We start from the raw sequence: 18,487 nt of genomic DNA, 5'->3' as shown, positions 1-18,487 counted from the left end.
GCTCCTCGTGTCTCGGATGAACCGTCGCCGGAAGAGACCCGCCCGCGGCCGGAAACTCATCGCCGCGGTACGCGACCACGGCGCCGGGGCGGGGGATCACTGACCGATCAGGCGGCGCAGCAAGTCGATGAGCTGGTCGCACTCCTCGGCGCTCGCTGATGCGCGCCATCCACGGGATCAGCCGGCGGATGCTGACGGCCACGCTGCGCGACCTGGAACGGGAAGGGCTCCTCACCCGCACCGTGTATCCCGTCGTGCCGCCGCGCGTGGACTACGAGCTGACGCCGCTCGGGCACAGCCTGCTCAGCGTCTCCTGGCGGCTGATCGACTGGGCAGAGGAGCACCGAGAGGACATCGACGAGGCCCGAGACGCGTACGACGCGGCGGCCCCGGCCCTACGCGAGCCGGCGGCCCCGGCGCGCTAGCGGCCCTCCGCTGGCGGGCGCCGTGCCGAAAGGGCCGAACAGCCCGCTCTGTATGCCCTCTCGGCACGCCCGCGGGCGGCGTTACGCGCATAACCTCCTGCTGAATCGAGACATGGGGGGTCATGCACATGCGCAACCACATGGTCGTCACCGTCACCGTCGCCGCCGCCGGCGGCGCGCTGGCGATGCTCGCCGTCACCGCCGGCCCGGCACAGGCCGCCGAGTACAGCTCACCGCTGAAGATCCGCGGCATCCAGTACGACGCGCCCGGCCGCGACTCCAACAGATGCTCCGGAGGGAACACCCACAAGGAATACCTCGCGATCAAGAACTACTGGTCGAGCCGGACCGTGAACTTGAAGGGCTGGGTCGTCAAGGACGCCGCCGGCAACCGGTTCGAGTTCCGCGCCAGCCACTACCTCCAGCCCGGCGACCACGTGAAGCTGCGCGGCGGCAACGGCGCCGACTCCGACGCGGGCAACGTCGTCTACCGCGACAACTGCAACTTCATGTGGAACAACGACCGGGACACCATCTACCTGGTCAAGTCCAGCGGCAGCCGGGGCGACGTGCACAAGTACACCAAGAGCCGCAACGACCGGGACGGCAACGGCTACATCACGTACCACGGCTGAGGAAGGGGCGCCGGGCGCCCGCCGCCGGGGGGCGGCCGGGCGCCCGGCGATATGCCCCGGATCCCGCCCGTCGGGCGCCGGGTTACGTCCCGGGCGCCGCGGCCGGCGGCCGGGGGACGCCGTCGACCGCCGCCGCGAAGCGGCGGGTGAGCGTACGCCGCCGTATCGCGGCGAGCCGCGAGGCCGGCGCGGATGCAGACCCCGGCGCCGGTGGCGGCGAGGGCGCTGCGAACCCCTGAACTCGCGGGCCGCTGCGCCGCCTGCGGTACCTCCACTTCGGGGCGGAGGCATCGGACATCAGACGTCCGGAATGCAAGGGCTGCGGTACGGGCCGTCAACGCCCCGCGTACGACCGCGCCAGGCGGGAACTCGCCGAACGCCCGCCCGGCTAGCGGCGCTTGAACCTGCGGGCCAGCCGCCCCCACCTGCCCAGCCGCAGCGCCTCGTACCTGGCGAACCGCTCCCGGTCCGCCGGCTCGGCGACATCGTCGAAGACGGCCCGCGACTCCGCCCGGACCGCCGGGTCCTGGTGCAGCATCAGAACGAACAGCCCGGTGTCGCGGCGCAGGGCGCGCAGCGCACCGGCGCGGGCCGGCGCGTACGAGGTGAGCCTCTGCAGGGCGCGGAGCAGCACCAGGTGCTCCGCCGCCCGGGGTTTCAGCCGCGGGGCCAGCCGTAGCGCGAGGTCCAGCTCCTCGTCGGACGACCGCGGCTCGCGGGTGAGAACGGCGGTGACGGCCCGGGTCGCGGACGGGGCCTCCTCGGCCATGTGCCGCAGTCGGCGCCGCAACTCGCGGTCGTGGCCCGGCGCTTTGCCCTTCGCGGCCAGCACCATGGCGGCGCGGACGACCCCGGCGGGAGGCGGCGCGTCCATGCCGCCGCCGAAGTCCGTGTCCCACGGGTCCCCCGCAGCTTCTACGTCCCCTGAGTCCTCGGCGTCCAGCGGGTCTCCCGCATCCTGCGGCGATGCGCCCAGCTCCGCCAGCGCCTGGAGCGGCCCGTACCTGTCGGAGGCCTCCCGGGCCATCGCGAGGAAGACGAGCGCGTCCCTGATCTCCTCGTCCGGCGGCCGGCCGGCGCCGTCACCGGGCAACTGCTTCATCACGCGCATCAGGCTGACCCGGGCCTGCGGCCCGGACTCGGCCTCGTACCGCGCCCGCACTTCCGCCATCGTGGCGCCGTAGTGCTCCAGTGCGCTCAGCACCGCCGGGAACGCCAGGTCGTCGGGCTCGGTGCGGGCGGCGGCGTCGAGCAACGCCGGCACGGCGCCGTCGAGGTGGATTCCGCGCAGCGCCGTCGCGGCGTAGTGGACGCAGGCCCGGTCGCCGAGCGCGCGGCCCAGGACGGGTGCGGCGCGGTCGTCGCCGATGCGGCGCAGGGCTTCGACGATGCCCTGCTTGAGGTCGTACGGGTCCTCGTAGTGCTCGTCCCGGGGCTCGCGCTGGGGGAGGCCGTCGCTGGGGTGGGTGCGGTACCGCTCCAGCTCGAACACCGCGCCCAGCCCGTGCTCGTCGACGAGCGCGTCGCCCTCCTCGTACCAGGCGTCCCACGCCGCCGTGACGGCCCCGACCCGCTCCAGGTGCGCGGCGTGGTCGGTGAGGAGGGTGTCCAGCCGCTCGATGAGTGCGGGGACCGCCTCCGCCCGCCGCTCCCGCAGGGCGACGATCGCGCGTTCCCGGAGGCTGTCCTCGTCGTAGCCGCCGTCCCCGGTACGCCACAGGGCCAGCCGCTCGATCAGCTCGCCGACGTCGTCCGCCACCGTCCACCCCTGCGCTACCGGCCTTTTCGGAGCCAGGACGGTACCGGATGGCGACGGGGGCGGGTCCCGAACGACGAAAACGGTCGGCTGTGGTCACGCGCGGTCGGCGTTCACCTCACGATGTCGTAGAGGAGGTGGGTGGCCTGCGGGGTGTCGGTCACCCGCGCCACCCGCAGCTGGACGTGCTCGTCCCCGAGGTGCTCCAGCAGCCGGGAGCCGCCGCCGAACAGCACGGGCACCAGGTGGATCCCGATCTGGTCGACCAGCCCGGCGCGGACGAACTGGCCGCCGACGTCCGGCCCGCCCATGATGAAGACGTCCTTGCCGCCGGCGGTCTCCTTCGCCTGCCGCAGGGCGCTCTCGACGCCGTCGGTGACGAACGTGTAGACGCCGTTCTCCGGCACCTCCGCGGGTGCCCGGTGCGTCACGACGAACAGCGGCAGCCGGGCGGGGCCGGTGGGCCCGTCCGCACCCCACCAGCGCAGCGAGTCGTCGTACGTCCGCCGCCCTCCGATCAAGGCGCCCGCCTCCGCGACCGGGCCCGCCGGCGGCTCGCCGCCCGCGGCGTCGCTGCCGCCCAGCGCCCAGTCGTGCAGGCGCTCGCCGCCCTTGCCCAGCGGCTCGTCGGGTGTCGCGCCGGCCGCCTTGACGTAGCCGTCGAGCGACATGCTGATGTCGTAGATCACTTTGCTCATGGCACTTCCTCGCCGATCGTGCGGGTGCGGAACGACCCACAGCATGGCGCACGGCGAGTGGCACAGTGGTGTCACGGCGGTGAAACACGCCGCGGGGCGGGGGACCGGGGAAGGGGTGCGATCCGTGTGCTGAGCGTCGAGGTGCTCGGGGCGCTGCGCGTCACGGTGGCGGGACGGCCGGTGGAGCTGCCGGCCGGCGGCTGCGCGCGCTGCTGGCGGTCCTGGCGATGTCGGCGGGCCGCACGGTGCCCACGGAGAAGCTGGCCGACGCCGTGTGGGGCGCGGAGCTGCGCGGCGATCCGCGCACCAACGTCCGTACGAACGTCATGCGGCTGCGCCGCGCCCTCGGCGGCGCCGCCGACCGCCTGATCGCCGCCCGGCCCGGCGGCTACGTGCTGCTGGCCGAGCCGGATCAGGTGGACGCCCTGCGCTTCGCCCGGATCCTGGCCGCCGCGGCGGCGGAACGGGGCGGGCCGGCGGAGCGGGATCGGCTGGCGGCGGCGCTGGCGCTGTGCCGGGGGCGGCCGTTCGACGGGATCCGCGCGGACGGGTGGGAGGGGAGGGAGGCGCGGGCGCTGGAGGAGCGGTATCTGACGGCGGTGGAGCGGTGCGTGGACCTGGGCTGGGGCTCGGTCTCGGGGCCGGAGCCGGTACGGGACGGGGTGCGGGCGCCGGCCGGTCCGGCGGACGTGGAGGTCTGGGCGGACCCCGCCGGCCGTCCCCGCGCGGCCGGCCCCACCGGCCCTGCGCACCACGGCGGTTGCAGCGACCAGACCGCCCTCGCCGCCCTCGCCGCCCTCGCCGCGCTGGCCGAGCGCCATCCGCTGCGCGAGTCGCTGTGGGCGCGGCTGCTGCGCGTCCTCGACGCCGTCGGGCGGCCCGCCGAGGCGCTGGAGCGTTACGAGACGATCCGCCGCCGCCTCGCCGCCGAACTCGGCGCCGACCCCAGCCCCGACCTGCGACGGATCCATGCCGGCCTCCTCGCCGCGGAGACGACGCCGGCGGACCGGCCCGTGCCCCGCCCACCGGTGCCCCGCCAACTTCCCGCCGCCACGACGGCGTTCGCGGCCCGGGAGGCGGAGTCGGCAGCACTGGAGGCCCTCCTGGACCGATCGCCGGAACCGGGGTCCGTGGCGCCCGCATCCGGCACGGGGCACAAGCGATGCCCTCCGCGCCCGACGTTGGCTCCACGATGTCCGGCGGCGGCGCGACCGTCGGACTCCCGCCTCGGGGAGCCGTCTACGGCGTGGCGTCGGACGGCCGTGCATCGGCTGCGGAAGCGTCGTCCTCCGTGCCCGACCTCGGCGGCGGACTGCCGCACGAGACCCGTCCAGGCCGAGCGGCGCACCCCGGACTCCGGCCCACCGGGGACACCCGTCGCGGCCCGGCCGCGGCACTCTCCCCCCGCGCACCCGGCTTCGCCCCGACCGCACCGCCGCAGGCCGTCGCGGCCCCCGAACCGCCGCACCACCGCCCCGCCCCGGCGCCACGCGCCCGTGATCGCGCTCGTCTCCGGCACCGCCGGCGTCGGCAAGACCACCCTCGCCGTCCACTGGGCGCACCGCGTCGCCGACCGGTTCCCCGACGGGCAGCTCTACCTCGACCTGCGCGGCTGCGAACCCTCCGGCGACGCCGTCCAACCCGCCGCGGCGGTACGCGAGTTCCTCGGCGCCCTCGGCGTGCCGCCGCACGGCGTACCCGACGGGCCCGCCGCCCAGGCCGGCCTCTACCGCAGCCTGATCGCCGGCCGCCGCGTGCTCGTGCTGCGCGCTGTTCCTCTTCCTCCACCGGCACGGCCGCTGGCACGACCGGGCCGAGGTCCAGCGCGCCGCCGTCGCCGCCGCCCGGCGGCTGGGCGACCCGGCGGAGGAGAGCCACGCGCGGCGCGACCTCGGCTGGGCGGTTGCCGACCTGGGCCGCTTCGACGACGCCCACCGCCACCTCGACGCCGCGCTGGAGCTGGCCGTCGACGACCTCGCCGGCCAGGCGTGGACGCGCTGCCGGCGCGGCGTCGTGTACGTCGTCGAGGGCCGGGAGGCCGGCGCGCTCGACGCCGCCCGCCGGGCCCACGACCTCTTCGAGCGACTCGGCCACCAGGCCGGGCAGGCCGTCGCGCTCACCGACCTCGGCTGGTACCACGGCCGCGCCGGCGACCACGACCGGGCCCTCGACCTCCTGCCGCGGGCGCTCGTGCTGCACCAGAAGCTCGGCAACCGCCCGTACGAGGCGCACACCTGGTCCTGCCTCGCCGACGTCCGGCTGCGCCGGGGCGAGCCCGCCGAGGCCGTCGCCTGCTACGCCCAGGCGCTCGACGCCTTCCGCGCGGTCGGCGACGTGCACGGCCAGGCCAGCACCCTCGCGCACCTCGGCGCGGGCCACCGGCTCGCCGGTGATCCCGGTGCCGCGGACGGGCCCTGGCGGCGCGCCCACGCGCTCCTCGCGGGGCTCGACCCGGCCGCCGTCGGGCAGATCCACGACCAGCTGACGGCCTTCGACGGTCCCGCCGCCGACGCCTTTCTGGCCGCGCAGGCAGCCCCCACGGCGCCGACGGCACCGGGTCCAGCGGACTGACGGCCCGTCAGTCGGCGATGAAGCGGCTGCCGAAGCGCCCCGTGCTCTCGCTCCGTTCGCGCTGGCGCCGGATGACGTACCTGCCGGGAGCGATGCCCGTGCCGCCGTGTTCCGGGTGGATGAGGTACGCGACCGCCGTGGCGTCGAGGACCCCGAGGGCGAGGCCCTGGCGGTCGCCGACCCGCCGCGTCCAGCGGCAGGTGCCCGGGTCGGCGACGAGCGTGTGCGGGTTGCCGCCGGCGGCGCCGCGCAGCAGCTCGACGCCGCCCGCGGGGACGGGCTGCCAGGGCGCGCGCGGCGGCACGGTCACGTCGTCGAGGAGCGCCAGCGGAACGACGATCAGGTCGCCCTGGGCCTGCGGGCCGGCGACGACGGGGATGGTCACCTCGCGCTCCAGGTGGGCGAGGACGTCGAGGCCGGTCCTGGCGGTCAGGTCGGCGAGGGTCACGCGGGCGGACGCGGGGGCGGACGTGGACGTGGTCATGTGCATCACCTTGGGTGAGAGAAGGGAAGTGGGGCGAAGGAGAGCGGCGCGCGGGGGTCAGGTGCGGCGGGCCAGCCGCGCGTACTGCGCGCCGGTGAGCCCGTACGACCAGCCGGCCGCGGCGACGGGATCGTCGATGTCGGCGGGCACGCTCAGCCCGTACCGGCGCCGCCCGCCGTCGGGTTCGACGGAGCCGTTGACGGCGAGCAGGACCCGCCCCGGGGTGCCCCACACGCGCCGCGGCACGTGGTAGAGGTGCAGGTCGGAGCCGGGGTTCCCGGGGTCGGGAGCCTGGGCGAGCAGGAGCAGGCCGGCCTCGTCGATGTACGTGTCCCAGCCGATGCGCTCGATGGCGCAGCGGCGCACCTCGACGTTCGGCTCGGCGTGGATCCGCGCCACCGTCGGGTCCGCGACGACCCACCGCGGCACGGCGGTGCCGTGCAGCGCGTACACCTCGGCGCCGTCGGCGTACCGGACGGCCGGACGCTCGGGGTGGTGCAGGCGCAGCTCGCCGTGGCGGGCGCCGGGCAGCGGCTCGGTGTGCACCTCGACGGGCCGCTCCGCGACGACGCACACCCCGCCACCCGGCCACCACCAGCCCGCGGAGCGGGCCAGGGCGGCCCACAGGGCGAGCTGGCGGGCGTCGCCCGCGGGGTACGACGCGAGGCCGAGGCGGGCCTGGACGTCGTAGTGCCCGATCCAGTGCGCGTCGTGCTGGCCGTGGAAGGTGAGCCCGAACGGCTCGGTGTCGGTGGCGGGCATCAGCGCGGTGCGGATCGCGGGCCGTGGCCCGTCGAGCAGCGAGGTGTTGAGCGGGTCGTGCACGGTGGTCCACAGGATGTCGCGCAGCGTGTACCCGTCGTCCAGCCCGTCCTCGGCCGCCGTGGTGAGCGCGGCCAGGGACCACGGGGGGCGCCCTCTGCGCCACAGGTGCGAGGGGCGCTCGACGTTCCGCTTCAGCCGGGTCCGCAGCGCGGACTCCAGGGACGCCAGCCGGGACGCGACGGGCCAGTCGACCCAGCGCGCCGGCGCCTCGGCCGCCCGCAGCCGCGGGCGGGTGAAGGCAGGTTGCTCCTCGCGCAGCGCCGGCTGCGCCGCCGCGGGGGAGGGGATCCAGCGAAACCGCGGCGGCGGTGCGCCGGCGAGACGGTAGAGCCCGGTGAGGGCGGCTTCGGCCGCCGGCCGGTCCGCGGGCAGGGTGGAGAGGGCGTGCCCCAGCCAGTCGTCGCGCAGCGCGACGGCGAAGGACAGGCATGCGTGGGAAGAGGAAAGTGAGCCTTCGAAGCGGGGAGAGGCCCCGCGCGGAGTCGTCACCGCGGTCACCAGAGGGAGGCGGTGTTCGCCTTTCCGTGAGTCATGTGGGCCAGCGTGACACCGGTGGCGGCCGGATGCAAGGGAGTTGCGGGGCGAGGGCGCGTACTTCGCTGCGGCGCGACGGGGACGACCTCGATTGCCACCGGCGCCGGATGGAGGCGTTCGCCCGGCTCCGGTCCTGAAGGAATCCGGCCCTGAAGGAATCCGGCCCTCAAGGAATCCGGCCCGAATCGAGTTGTCCGGCCGCGCGCCGCCGCACTACGTTGCCGGGGTGGATGGATTCGTACCCTCCTGGGCGGCGCTGCGCGCGGCGGTCGCCGACCTGGCGGACGAGGACTTCGCACAACCCTCCGGCTGCACCGGCTGGCTCGTCCGCGACCTCGTCTGCCACCTGATCATCGACGCGCAGGACGTGCTCATCACCCTGGCCACCCCGGCGGACGGCGAGCCCACGGCCGACGCCGCGCGCTACTGGCACCTGAGCGACGAGCCGCCGACCGGCGAGGACCCCCTCGACGCGCTCACCGTCCGGATGGCCGCCGCGTACGAAGACCCCGCGCTGCTGAAGTTCCACCTCGACGACGTCGGCTCCGCCGCCGGCCGCGCCGCCGAACTCGCCGATCCGGCGCTGCGGGTGGCCACCCAGGACATGGTCCTCACCGCGGGCGACTACCTCGCGGCATACGTCCTGGAGTGGACCCTGCACCACCTCGACCTGACCGCGCACCTCCCGCACGTCCCAGGCCCGCCCGCGGCGGGCCTCGCGGACGCACGGGCGCTGCTGGAGGAGATCGCGGGCGCGGCGTTCCCGGAATCCTTCACCGACACCGACGCCCTGCTCGTCGTCACGGGCCGCCGGGCACCGACGGAAGCCGAGCGGACGGAACTCGGCCCGCGGGCGGCGAAGTTCCCCCTGTTCCTCGGCTGACTCCCGGGGCCCGCAACCGCCGCCTACGTGGCGCCGATACGCTCCCGGACGTCCTCCGGCAGCGGACAGGGCTCCTCCCGCGGCAGCAGCGCGGCGGCATCCTGGCGCCTCTTCTCCCGCACCAGAGAGCGGACTTCTTTCGCGAGCGGCGTCACGTCCTCGATTCCGCGGATCCACTCGTCGACGTAGCCCTCGACCGCGGGACCGGAGAGCCCGATTTGAATCGACCGCCGCTCCAGCGGCAGCAGGGACAGGTCCCGCTCCGGATCCCACTGGATACGCACCGGGCTGGCCGCCTTCGCCGCCAGCCACTCGGCGTACGTCGCGTACATCCGGCCGTCGTGGTGGCTCAGGCAGGAGTGCCGCAGCGCCCACTCGAACCCCCGCCGCGTGATCTCCACGGCCAGCACCCGCTCCTGGCCGGGCTTCTCGGCCCAGCCGCAGCGGTACATCATCCACAGGAACGACGGCTTGATCCACGTCATCCGGGTGCGCTTGAACGGCGCCACGAACGTGCCCGCGCGCAGCGCCGGTTCCGCGATGGCGGGCGCGTACGCCTGGTAGACGGTGACCGTGTCCTCGGTCTGTTTCGCGTGGACCCTTCTCAGTTCCGGTGTCACCCGGGGGACTCCTCCGCATGTCCGGGGGAATCGGTCAGGAACGCCGCCGTGGCCGCCGTGAACAGGGCCGGGTCGTCCACCCAGGGGTGGTGGCCGGCGGCCGGCTGGACCACGTACCGCGCGTGGGCGAACAGCCCGGCGTACTCGGCCATAGCCGGGGGCGGTGAGTTGAGGTCGACCTCGCCGGCGAGGACCAGCGCCGGGGCGGGCAGGCGGCCCAGCGCCGTGCGGGTGGCCTCGGGGGTGTAGGCGCCGGCCGCGCCGTAGGCGGCGGCGGCCTCGTCGTTGCGGTCCCTGTCGAAGGCCGCGTCCAGCGCGCGTGCGGCGTCGTCCCAACGGCCGTGGAAGAACGGCGCGATGGCCTTCCGGCTGCCGCCGTGGCCGGCGGTCAGCTCCTCCAGGGCCGCGTACGCCTCGGGGAACCACGGCTCCCCGGCGCGCAGCCGGGCCGTCGCCAGCCGCACCTCCGCGGTGACGGGGATGCCGACCGCCGCGACGCTCGGCGTGATGAGTGCGAGCCGGCCGACGCGGACGGGGTGGCGGGTCGCGTAGAGCACCGCGAGGTTCGCCCCGGCGCAGTGGGCGAGCAGGTCCAGCCGGTCGAGGCCGAGGTGTGCGCGCAGCGCGTCGACGTCCGCGACGAGCCGGTCGCAGCGGTACGAGCCGGGGTCGGCCGGGGTCGCGGAGGCGCCGGTGCCGCGGGGGTCGAGGCGGATCAGCCGACGGTGCGCGGACAGGCCGCCGAGGTCGCCGAGGTAGCCGGCGGGCTGCATGGGGCCGCCGGGCAGGCAGACGACGGGTGCCCCGGGGCCGCCGGAGTCGCGGTAGGCGAGCGCGGTCCCGTCGGGGGCGGAGAAGGTCGGCATGGCCACGACCCTGTCAGCGGGTTCCCCGCGCGGCAACCGCATTCCCACCCGCCGAACGGGCGGTCACGTACCCGATCGGGCGGGCCGCCGGGGAAGTGGTGGCAGATCGAGCCCTGCCGCGCGCCTCCGGCCGCGATCACGTCGTTGAGGCCCGTGCCGTGGTAGCCTCGCGCCTCCATGAGCGTGCGCGCGGCGTCGACGAGCCGCGTCCGGTCTGTTCCCCCTTGACCGACATACCCGGCAGGCTAGACACCGGTCTGCATAGTAGGTCTAGAGCGTGACCGCCTCGTGATGACCGTAATGCGCAGAAGAGATGTGTACGGGAGCGCTCCCAGGCTACGCTCCCAAACCCAGGCCGCGCCTCGTCATCGTGGAGGGGGTGCGGCAGCTCCCGGGGGAGTCCCATGCGCACAAGCACACGCACGATCCGGCAACTGACAATCCGCAGACACACGTTCCGCGCCCTCGCCGCCGCGCTGGCCGCCGGCCTCCTCGCCGGCTGCGGCCTGCTCGACGGCGGCTCGTCGGCGGCGGCACCGGACGGTGACGACGGCGGCGACGACGGCGGGCCGGTCACGCTGACCGTCGGCGTCTTCGGCGTCTTCGGCTTCAAGGAGGCCGGGCTCTACGACGAGTACGAGAAGCTGCACCCGGACGTCACCATCAAGGAGACCGCCGCGGCCAACAACGAGGAGTACTACCCGGCCCTGCGCGACGCCCTCGACTCCGGCCGCGGCCTGGCCGACATCCAGGCGGTCGAGGTCGGCAACATCAGCGAGGTCGTCGGCACCCGGTCCGACCGGCTGATGGACCTCGGCACGGCGACCGGCGTCGACGAGGGCGCGTTCCTGCCCTGGAAGTGGGACCAGGCCACGACCGACGACAACAAGACCATCGGCCTGGGCACCGACATCGGCCCCATGGCCGTCTGCTACCGCAAGGACCTGTTCGCCGCGGCCGGGCTGCCGACCGACCGCGAGGAGGTCGCGTCGCTGTGGTTCTCCGACTGGAACAAGTACCTCGGCGTCGGCGCGGACTACATGGAGAACGCCCCCGACGGCACCGCCTTCGTCGACTCGGCCGCCGGCGTCTACAACGGCTCGATCAGCAGCTTCCCCGTCCGCTACTTCGGCCGGGAGGGCGAGCTGATCTACCAGGACAGCCCGGCCGTCGACGCCTCCTGGGACCTGGCGATGCAGGCGGCGCAGGGGGAGATGACCGCCCGGCTCAAGCAGTTCACCCCGGAGTGGGACGAGGGCTTCGCCGAGGGCGGCTTCGCCACCGTCATCTGCCCGTCCTGGATGCTGGGTTACATACAGGAGAAGGCCGGCCCCGGCGCCGCGGACAAGTGGGACATCGCCACCGCGCCCAAGCCCGCCAACTGGGGCGGTTCGTTCCTGACCGTCCCCGAGGCCGGCGAGCACAAGGAGGAGGCGGCCCGGCTCGCGGCCTGGCTGACCGCGCCCGAGCAGCAGGCCCGGCTGTTCGAGAAGCGGGCGAGCTTCCCCAGCTCGCAGGCGGCGTACGAGCTGCCGCAGGTCGCAAAAGCCACGCACCCGTACTTCAACGACGCGCCGACCGGCGAGATCTTCTCCATCGCGGCCAAGAGCATCCCGACGCTCGAACTCGGCGCGAAGGACCAGCCGATCCAGCAGCAGATCACCGACGCGGGCATCCTGCCGGTCGAGCAGGGGGAGCTGACGCCCGCGCAGGCGTGGCAGGCCGCGGAGGCGAAGATCGACGAGCTGCTGGACCGCTGACGACCTCGACGCCCTGACACCGCTGCCGGCTGGGGCCTTCGGTGCACGTGCGCCGCGGGTCCTGCCGGCAGACGCGGTCTGCCGGCAGCGAGTCGCCGGTCACTCCGCAGAGCACGCCCGCGACGTCGCCGTGCGCGTCCCGTACGGCCTACGACCGAAGCCCTCCGGACCTCCGCCGACCGCCTGTAGGGTGGCGGCGGGACACGAGAGGTGGAGGGGTGATCGTGGGAGTTTCCCTGGCCAAGGGCGGTAACGTCTCGCTGAGCAAAGAGGCGCCGGGTTTGACGGCCGTGACCGTGGGGCTCGGCTGGGACGTGCGCACCACGACGGGCGCGCCCCACGACCTGGACGCCTCGGCGCTGATGTGCGGCGCGTCCGGGAAGGTGCTGTCCGACCTGCACTTCGTCTTCTACAACAACCTCACCAGCCCGGACGGTTCGGTCGAGCACACCGGCGACAACCTCACCGGCGAGGGCGACGGCGACGACGAGTCCCTCAACGTGGACCTCAGCCTGGTCCCGCCGGAGGTCGCCAAGATCGTCTTCCCGGTCTCCATCCACGACGCGGACCTGCGCGGGCAGAACTTCGGCCAGGTCAGCAACGCGTTCATCCGGGTCGTCAACCAGAGCGACGGCGTCGAGCTGGTCCGCTTCGACCTGACCGAGGACGCCTCGACCGAGACCGCGATGGTCTTCGGCGAGCTGTACCGGCGCGGCGGCGAGTGGAAGTTCCGCGCCGTCGGCCAGGGTTACGCGTCGGGGCTGCACGGCATCGCCACCGACTACGGCGTCAACGTCGGCTGACCGCGCTGGCCGTCGTGCCCGCGGCGACGGCCGCGGGCACGACGGCCAGCGCGAGGATGCCGCCGCCTATCGTCAGCAGCGGATAGCCGGCGGTGGCGACCACCGCGCCCGAGGCCAGGCCGCCCCCGGCGCCCGCGGCCGAGACCGCGACGTCGACCAGGCCCTGCGTACGGGCCCGGGTGGCCGGCGGTACGGCGCGGGTGACCATCGCCGTACCGCTGACGAGCCCCAGGCTCCAGCCCATCCCCAGGAGCGCGAGGGCCACCGCGAACACCGCGGCGGACTCCGCGGTGGTGGCGGCGACCACCCCCGCGGCCAGCATGGCCAGCCCCGCGGCGACCGCGACCGGGAGCGCGCCGCGGCGGTCCACCAGCCAGCCGGACAGCGGCGCCGGCAGGTACATCGCGCCGACGTGGACGGCGATGACCAGGCCGGAGGCGGCGGTGCCGTGGCCGTGGCCGTGCATGTGGACCGGCGTCATCGTCATGATCGCCACCATGACCAGCTGGGTGACGACCATGACCAGCGCCCCCGGCAGCACGCCCGGACCGCGCCGCCCACCCGGCCGCGGCGCCCCGGGGTCCGGCGCGGACGCCCCGGCGGCGGCCGGCTCCGCCTCGTCGAGTTCGCGGTCGGGTTCGCGGTCGAGTTCGCGCGCCAGCAGCAGCGGGTCGGGACGCAGCCACACCGCCAGCACCAGGGCGGCGGCCCCGTACGCGGCGGCCGAGACGAGGAACAGCCCGGACAGCCGGGGAACGCCGAGCGCCGCGCCCAGGTCGCCCGCGGGCACGGCGAGGCCGGGGCCGGCCACCCCGCCCAGCGTGGTGGCGACCAGCACGGTGGACACGGCGCGGGCACGGTACGCGGGCGCCGCCAGATCGGCGCCCGCGTAGCGGGCCAGCAGGTTCGTGGCGGTGCCCGCGCCATAGACGACCATGGCCGCGAAGAGCAGCGCGGAGCTGCCGGCGACCGCGGCGGCGACGACGCCCGCGCTGCCGACGGCGCCGGTCAGATATCCGGCGGCCAGGCCGGGGCGGCGGCCGTACGCGTCGGAGATCCGGCCGACGACGGCGGCGGCCAGCGCGGCCCCGGCGGTGGCCAGCGCGCCGAGCAGGCCGGCCAGGCTCGTGGAGCCGAGCATGTCCTGCGCGAGCAGGGCGCCGTTGGCCACGCCGGCCGCCAGGCCTGCGCCGCTGAGGACCTGGGCGGCGAACATGACGGTCAGGACGCGGCGTTGCGCGCGGGCCCGCGGGAGGCGGGCGGAGCGGCCGGGCGCGGTCGTCGTCACGAAGGTTCCTTCGGCTCAGGGGGCGCGGTACGGGCCGTCCGGCCGGACGGCGGCGAGGGGGCGGCGGGCCGCGGCCGGAGGCCGACCGGCAGGTCAGCGCCCCGGCCCGGCGGGCGTGGTGCGGCCCGTAGGCGATCGGCAGACCGCGTCCCGCAGCCGGGCGGGTCCGGCCGGGCCCCCGCGCGCGACCGGCAAGCTATCTCCGGCCGCGGGGGCGTCCAGCCGTACGGGCCGTGTGGTCAGCCCCGCAGGCCCCAGTCGAGCCGGTCCGGCACCCCCGCCGCCGCGAAGGCGGCGGCCAACTCGTCGCGGCCCTCGGTGAAGTGCGCCCAGCCCTCGTAGTGGACGGGCACCACCCGGCGGGCACCGAGGATCCGGGCGGCGTCGGCCGCCTGCGCGCTGTCCAGGACGATCGGCTCGCCGTCGAAGAGAACGGGGATGCGCGGGGCGCCGGCGAACAGGATCGCGGTGTCCACCGGGCCGAACCGCTCGGCGATCTGCGCGACCGCCGCCGTGGCGGCGTTGTCGCCGCTGACGTAGACGACGGGCAGCCCCGCCCCGGTCAGCACGAACCCGACGACCTCGCCGAGCGCCGCCTCGACGTCCGCGCGGGGGGCCGGCCCGTGCACGGCGGGCACGCCGGTGACCGTGACCGTGCCGCCGCCCGGCCGGTCCAGCTCGGCCGCCTCCCAGTCGGCCAGCCCCCGGGCCCCCGCGCCCAGCCGCTTTCCGCCGCCGGGCGTGGTCAGCGTCAGCGGGACGTCCGCGAGCAGCGCCCGGCCGGACTCGTCGAGGTTGTCGGGGTGTTCGTCGTGGGAGAGCAGGACCACGTCGATACGGCCCAGGTCCGCCGGCGCCGCCGCGGGCGGCGCGGTCTTGGTCAGCGAACCGCCCGGCACCGCGTAGTCGCGGGGCTGGTCGAAGGTCGGATCGGTCAGGAAGCGCAGGCCGCCGTACTCGAAGAGGGCGGTGGGGCCGCCCAGGACGCGTACGGGGAACTGCTCGGCGGTCGTGCCGGCACCGGCCATGAGAACCTCACGGATGACTAGGTGATTATCCGTGATGGACCATAACTGTGCCTCACGGATGACGGCAACCCTTACCATGAGACACATGCCCGAGAGCCCGACCGGAGACTTCGCCGCCACCCCCGCGCCCGGGGCGGCGGACTACCCCTCCCTCGACTTCGTCAACAGCGCCATGGCGCTGCCCGGAGGGCACTTCACCGACCTCCTCGGCACCCCCGCCGGCGCGAACCGCTGGCTCGCCGACCACGGCCTCGCGCCGCCCGACGCCGGGGTACGGGAGATGTGCGCGGCGCAGCTGCGCTCGCTGCGTGAGCACCTGCGGGCGCTGTTCGCCGCCCGGGTCGACGGGTTGCCCGCCCTGCCGGCGGCGCTGGCCGCCGTCAACGACGCGCTGAGCCGCGCCCCCACGGCCGCGCTGCTGTACTGGGATGAGCGGAACGGCCCGTACCGCGCGGCGCCGTGCCCCACCAACGAGATCCTCGACCGCGCGCTGGCGGTCCTCGCCGCCGACGCCGCCGACCTGCTGACCGGCCCGGACGCCGACCGCCTCACCCCGTGCGGCTCCAGCCCCTGCAACCGCTACCTGCTGCGCCACGGCCGGCGCCACTGGTGCTCGACCCGCTGCGGCGACCGCGCCCGGGCCGCCCGCGCCTACGCCCGGCGCACCCGGCCGAGCGCCCGCTGAGCACCGGTGCCCAGCGCCTCTTCCAGCTGGGCCACGCCCTTGGCGGTCTGGCTCTTGACGGTGCCCACCGAGATGCCGAGCGTGTGCGCGGTGTCGCGCTCGGAGAGGTCGAAGGCGTGCCGCAGGACGACGCAGGCGCGCTTGCGGAACGTCAGGCTGCGCAGCGCCTCCCGTACGTCCACGACCGCCGGCACGTCCGGGTCGTCGACGTGTTCGTGGTTGTCCGTCCAGTACAGCGCGATGCGGCGGCGCTCGCGTACGGCGCTGCGGATGCGGCTGCGTACGAGGTTGGCGACGACCCCGCGGGCGTACGCGGCCGGGTGCTCGGCGGCGCGTACCCGGTCCCAGCGGTGCCAGAGCGCGACCAGCGCGTCGGCGGCCAGGTCGTCCGCGCCGTCCGCCTCGCCGCTCAACGAGTTCGCCAGACGGGCGAGTTCTGCATAATGGTGCTCGAAGAACTCACGGAACTCCGCGGTCGCCGCGGCGTCGTGGCCGGCGCTGGGTATGCCCACGGCTCGCCTCTCCTCGCCCTCGCGTGCGCTGGCCCCGTTATCGCTTCGAGTTCACGCATTGAGCCATCGTTCAAGATGGTGAACGCAATCTAAGGCAGGGCGACTGCGGCGGCAACCCCTTCGGCTCCGCCGCCGCGCCCGCCGGCACCTCCGGCAGGCTACGCCGCGCGGGGTTGTTGACATGTGCGTAACAGGCGTGCGTTCATGGGGAGGATGGGAGCGCTCCCATATCTTCGGGGGTGCCCGGACCGACGAGGAGGACCGGCGGTGCGACACTCGACGAGAGCACGGATCCTGTGGCCGCTCGTGGCCGCGCTCGCGCTGGCCACCGGGCTCCTCCTCGGCCGCCCGCCCGGTGCCGCGGCGGCCGATCCGGTGCGGGTCATGCCACTCGGCGACTCCATCACCGGCTCGCCCGGCTGCTGGCGCTCGGTGCTGTGGAACCGGCTGCAGGACGAGGGCCACACCGCCGTCGACTTCGTCGGCACGCTCGGCCCGCAGGGCTGCGGGCAGGACCACGACGGCGACAACGAGGGCCACGGCGGTTTCCTGGTCACCAACGTCGCGGCGCAGAACCAGCTCCCCGGCTGGCTCGACGCCACCCACCCCGACGTCGTCCTCATGCACTTCGGCACCAACGACGTGTGGAGCAGCATCCCGCCCGAGCGGATCCTGGACGCGTACACCACGCTCGTGACGCAGATGCGCGCGGACAACCCGCGGATGACGGTGCTGGTCGCGCAGATCATCCCGCTGAACCCGCCGTCGTGCGGGGAGTGCGGCGCCCGGGCGGAGGCGCTGAACGCGCTGATCCCGGGCTGGGCGGCGGACGTCGGCACGGCCGAGTCGCCGGTCGTCGCGGTCGACCAGTGGACCGGGTTCGACACGGCGGCCGACACCTACGACGGGGTGCACCCCAACGCCGCGGGCGACCAGAAGATCGCGGACCGCTGGTACCCCGCGCTCACCGCGTACCTCACCCCGGGCGGGTAGGCGGGTGCGCCGGCCGGTGCCGGCGGGCTCACGGCTCGTCCGTACGCGACTCCAACTCGCGCCGGGTCTCCGGGCCGTAGACGCCGCGCTCGTCCTCGTCCAGGCCGTTGACCGACTGGAAGGTGCGCACGCTGGTGCGTACGCCGTCGTCGTACGAGCCGTCCGCCTCCTCCAGCAGCCCCAGCCCGACCTGCCGCAGCCGGAGCTGCAACTCGGTCACCTCGGGACCCGAGTTGCCCGGGTGCAGCACCGGCGGGCCGGCCGGGGCGGGGGCGTCGGTGGGGGAGGGGGACGCGGGGTTCGACGCCCTGTCGGCGGGCGGGTCCGTGGGGTCGATCGAGCCGATCTGCCCGTCCGTGCGGCCCGGCGCGGAGGCCGCGGCGTCGCCGCCGGCCGTCCGGCGCCCGTCCGGGGGCGCGTCTCCGTCGCCGCCGCGGTCGCGGCCCGCGCGCTCGTCGGGCCCCGCACCCTCGCCGTCGCCCGGAGCGCCTCCCTCACCGTCGCCGGCGAGCGGGCCGCCGTCCGCCTCGCCGCCGCCGGACGGGCCCGCGCTGACTCCGGCCGGTCCGCGGCCGGCGTCGTCCGACTCCGAACCGCCGGTCAGCAGCCCGGCGGTGACGATCAGCCCGGCGATCACCGCGGCCGCGCCGCCGCCCGCGAGGAGCAGCCCGGCGGGGCGTACCCGCCGTCCGGTGCCGCCCGCGGCCGACCCCGAAGCGCCGGGCTCCGGCGCCGGCTCAGTCTCCGTGCCGGGTCTCTCGACGCGCGCGACCACGCCCTTCCGCGGCACCTGCGGCAGATAGGCGGCACGGGGCACGGGCAACAGCGCCGTCCCCGGCGCCGGTTCGCGCCCGGGTCCGGCGTCCGGATCCGTCCCGGCGTCCGTCTCGCTCCGGGCCGCGGGCGCGCGCATGACGTACGGTCTGATCAGCCGCGGCTCGGACCGCCTGCCGGCCGTCGGCGTGTCCGATTCCTGCGCCGCGTCCCCCGCGCACGCACAACTCGGTCTGCCGTCCTCCTTGAGCGGTGCGAAGCACCGTGGGCATCCGTCGGATGGCACTGGCGTTCCCCTCCAGTTCGATGTCGACGATTATGCAAGCCGGTTGCGGTTCTCGCGGCCG

The 18,487-nt window shown here is 75.3% G+C and carries 17 protein-coding genes and 3 pseudogenes; 9 read left to right on the top strand and 11 right to left on the bottom strand.

Going from position 1 to position 18,487, the window contains the following annotated elements:
* Positions 1-158: 158 nt before the first annotated feature.
* Together T328_RS08650 and T328_RS08645 are read left to right on the top strand one after the other, a co-directional pair.
* Entirely contained in the window at positions 159-425 is a 267-nt protein-coding gene (locus T328_RS08650) for a winged helix-turn-helix transcriptional regulator (protein ID WP_496495307.1), read from the top strand.
* Positions 426-553: 128 nt separating this feature from the next.
* Positions 554-1,060, top strand: a complete 507-nt coding sequence (locus tag T328_RS08645; RefSeq protein WP_496495387.1) for a lamin tail domain-containing protein — start codon at positions 554-556, stop codon at positions 1,058-1,060.
* A gap of 388 nt (positions 1,061-1,448) precedes the next feature.
* Here T328_RS08645 and T328_RS08640 read toward each other — a convergent pair whose 3' ends face one another.
* Together T328_RS08640 and T328_RS08635 are read right to left on the bottom strand one after the other, a co-directional pair.
* Entirely contained in the window at positions 1,449-2,819 is a 1,371-nt protein-coding gene (locus tag T328_RS08640; protein ID WP_496495306.1) for a hypothetical protein, read from the bottom strand.
* A gap of 110 nt (positions 2,820-2,929) precedes the next feature.
* Complete coding sequence (locus T328_RS08635) at positions 2,930-3,514, bottom strand: dihydrofolate reductase family protein (RefSeq protein ID WP_496495305.1); 585 nt, start codon at positions 3,512-3,514, stop codon at positions 2,930-2,932.
* A 227-nt stretch (positions 3,515-3,741) separates the two neighbouring features.
* Between T328_RS08635 and T328_RS08630 the strand changes: the two are divergent.
* Both T328_RS08630 and T328_RS08625 read left to right on the top strand, forming a co-directional pair.
* Positions 3,742-4,437 (top strand): annotated as a pseudogene (locus tag T328_RS08630) (AfsR/SARP family transcriptional regulator); the annotation flags it as partial.
* Between the two features lie 847 nt (positions 4,438-5,284).
* Positions 5,285-6,085 (top strand): tetratricopeptide repeat protein, encoded by an 801-nt coding sequence (locus T328_RS08625; RefSeq protein WP_496495386.1) that lies wholly within the window; start codon positions 5,285-5,287, stop codon positions 6,083-6,085.
* Between the two features lie 7 nt (positions 6,086-6,092).
* On the opposite strand, the gene T328_RS08620 is transcribed toward T328_RS08625, so the two are convergent.
* Together T328_RS08620 and T328_RS08615 are read right to left on the bottom strand one after the other, a co-directional pair.
* Positions 6,093-6,569 carry a DUF8820 family protein gene (locus T328_RS08620; RefSeq protein ID WP_496495304.1) on the bottom strand — a complete coding sequence of 159 codons (477 nt, stop codon included), beginning with the start codon at positions 6,567-6,569 and terminating at the stop codon, positions 6,093-6,095.
* A gap of 57 nt (positions 6,570-6,626) precedes the next feature.
* On the bottom strand, positions 6,627-7,883 hold the full coding sequence (locus tag T328_RS08615) for a DUF6745 domain-containing protein (protein WP_496495303.1): 1,257 nt from the start codon (positions 7,881-7,883) through the stop codon (positions 6,627-6,629).
* A gap of 271 nt (positions 7,884-8,154) precedes the next feature.
* Between T328_RS08615 and T328_RS08610 the strand changes: the two genes are divergently transcribed.
* On the top strand, positions 8,155-8,811 hold the full coding sequence (locus tag T328_RS08610; protein ID WP_496495302.1) for a maleylpyruvate isomerase N-terminal domain-containing protein: 657 nt from the start codon (positions 8,155-8,157) through the stop codon (positions 8,809-8,811).
* Positions 8,812-8,834: 23 nt separating this feature from the next.
* Here T328_RS08610 and T328_RS08605 read toward each other — a convergent pair whose 3' ends face one another.
* The 3 genes and pseudogenes from T328_RS08605 to T328_RS08595 form a co-directional block, all read right to left on the bottom strand.
* The gene (locus T328_RS08605; RefSeq protein WP_496495301.1) at positions 8,835-9,431 is read right to left on the bottom strand and encodes a DUF4291 domain-containing protein; all 597 of its coding nucleotides are present in this window, start codon (positions 9,429-9,431) and stop codon (positions 8,835-8,837) included.
* Positions 9,428-10,297 (bottom strand): alpha/beta fold hydrolase, encoded by an 870-nt coding sequence (locus tag T328_RS08600; RefSeq protein WP_496495300.1) that lies wholly within the window; start codon positions 10,295-10,297, stop codon positions 9,428-9,430. Before T328_RS08600 ends, T328_RS08605 begins: the two co-directional genes overlap by 4 nt.
* A gap of 101 nt (positions 10,298-10,398) precedes the next feature.
* Positions 10,399-10,488, bottom strand: a pseudogene (locus T328_RS08595) (TetR/AcrR family transcriptional regulator); the annotation flags it as partial.
* Positions 10,489-10,701: 213 nt separating this feature from the next.
* On the opposite strand from T328_RS08595, the gene T328_RS08590 reads away from it, so the two are divergent.
* Positions 10,702-12,057 carry an ABC transporter substrate-binding protein gene (locus tag T328_RS08590; protein ID WP_496495299.1) on the top strand — a complete coding sequence of 452 codons (1,356 nt, stop codon included), beginning with the start codon at positions 10,702-10,704 and terminating at the stop codon, positions 12,055-12,057.
* Between the two features lie 224 nt (positions 12,058-12,281).
* Positions 12,282-12,860 (top strand): TerD family protein, encoded by a 579-nt coding sequence (locus T328_RS08585; protein ID WP_496495298.1) that lies wholly within the window; start codon positions 12,282-12,284, stop codon positions 12,858-12,860.
* On the opposite strand, the gene T328_RS08580 is transcribed toward T328_RS08585, so the two are convergent.
* Both T328_RS08580 and T328_RS08575 read right to left on the bottom strand, forming a co-directional pair.
* Positions 12,847-14,148, bottom strand: coding sequence for an MFS transporter (locus tag T328_RS08580; protein ID WP_496495297.1), 1,302 nt, complete (start codon positions 14,146-14,148; stop codon positions 12,847-12,849). The two genes, T328_RS08585 and T328_RS08580, sit on opposite strands and share 14 nt — an antisense overlap.
* 239 nt (positions 14,149-14,387) lie before the next feature.
* Positions 14,388-15,176: an MBL fold metallo-hydrolase gene (locus T328_RS08575; protein ID WP_496495296.1), complete on the bottom strand. Its 789-nt coding sequence runs from the start codon at positions 15,174-15,176 to the stop codon at positions 14,388-14,390.
* Between the two features lie 85 nt (positions 15,177-15,261).
* Between T328_RS08575 and T328_RS08570 the strand changes: the two genes are divergently transcribed.
* A complete protein-coding gene (locus tag T328_RS08570) occupies positions 15,262-15,861 on the top strand; it encodes a CGNR zinc finger domain-containing protein (protein ID WP_496495295.1) in 600 nt (199 codons plus the stop codon).
* Here the strand turns inward: T328_RS08570 and T328_RS08565 are convergent.
* Entirely contained in the window at positions 15,828-16,373 is a 546-nt protein-coding gene (locus T328_RS08565; protein WP_496495294.1) for a SigE family RNA polymerase sigma factor, read from the bottom strand. The two genes, T328_RS08570 and T328_RS08565, sit on opposite strands and share 34 nt — an antisense overlap.
* Before the next feature lie 213 nt (positions 16,374-16,586).
* Between T328_RS08565 and T328_RS08560 the strand changes: the two are divergent.
* A pseudogene (locus tag T328_RS08560) lies at positions 16,587-17,360 on the top strand (SGNH/GDSL hydrolase family protein); the annotation flags it as partial.
* A 34-nt stretch (positions 17,361-17,394) separates the two neighbouring features.
* On the opposite strand, the gene T328_RS08555 reads toward T328_RS08560, so the two are convergent.
* Positions 17,395-18,279 carry a peptidoglycan-binding domain-containing protein gene (locus T328_RS08555; RefSeq protein ID WP_496495293.1) on the bottom strand — a complete coding sequence of 295 codons (885 nt, stop codon included), beginning with the start codon at positions 18,277-18,279 and terminating at the stop codon, positions 17,395-17,397.
* Positions 18,280-18,487 lie beyond the last annotated feature (208 nt).

It is taken from the genome of Streptomyces sp. CNX435, assembly GCF_059570575.1.
Note: the sequence above shows the minus strand (reverse complement) of the source record. Positions and strands in the feature narration are given on the sequence as shown.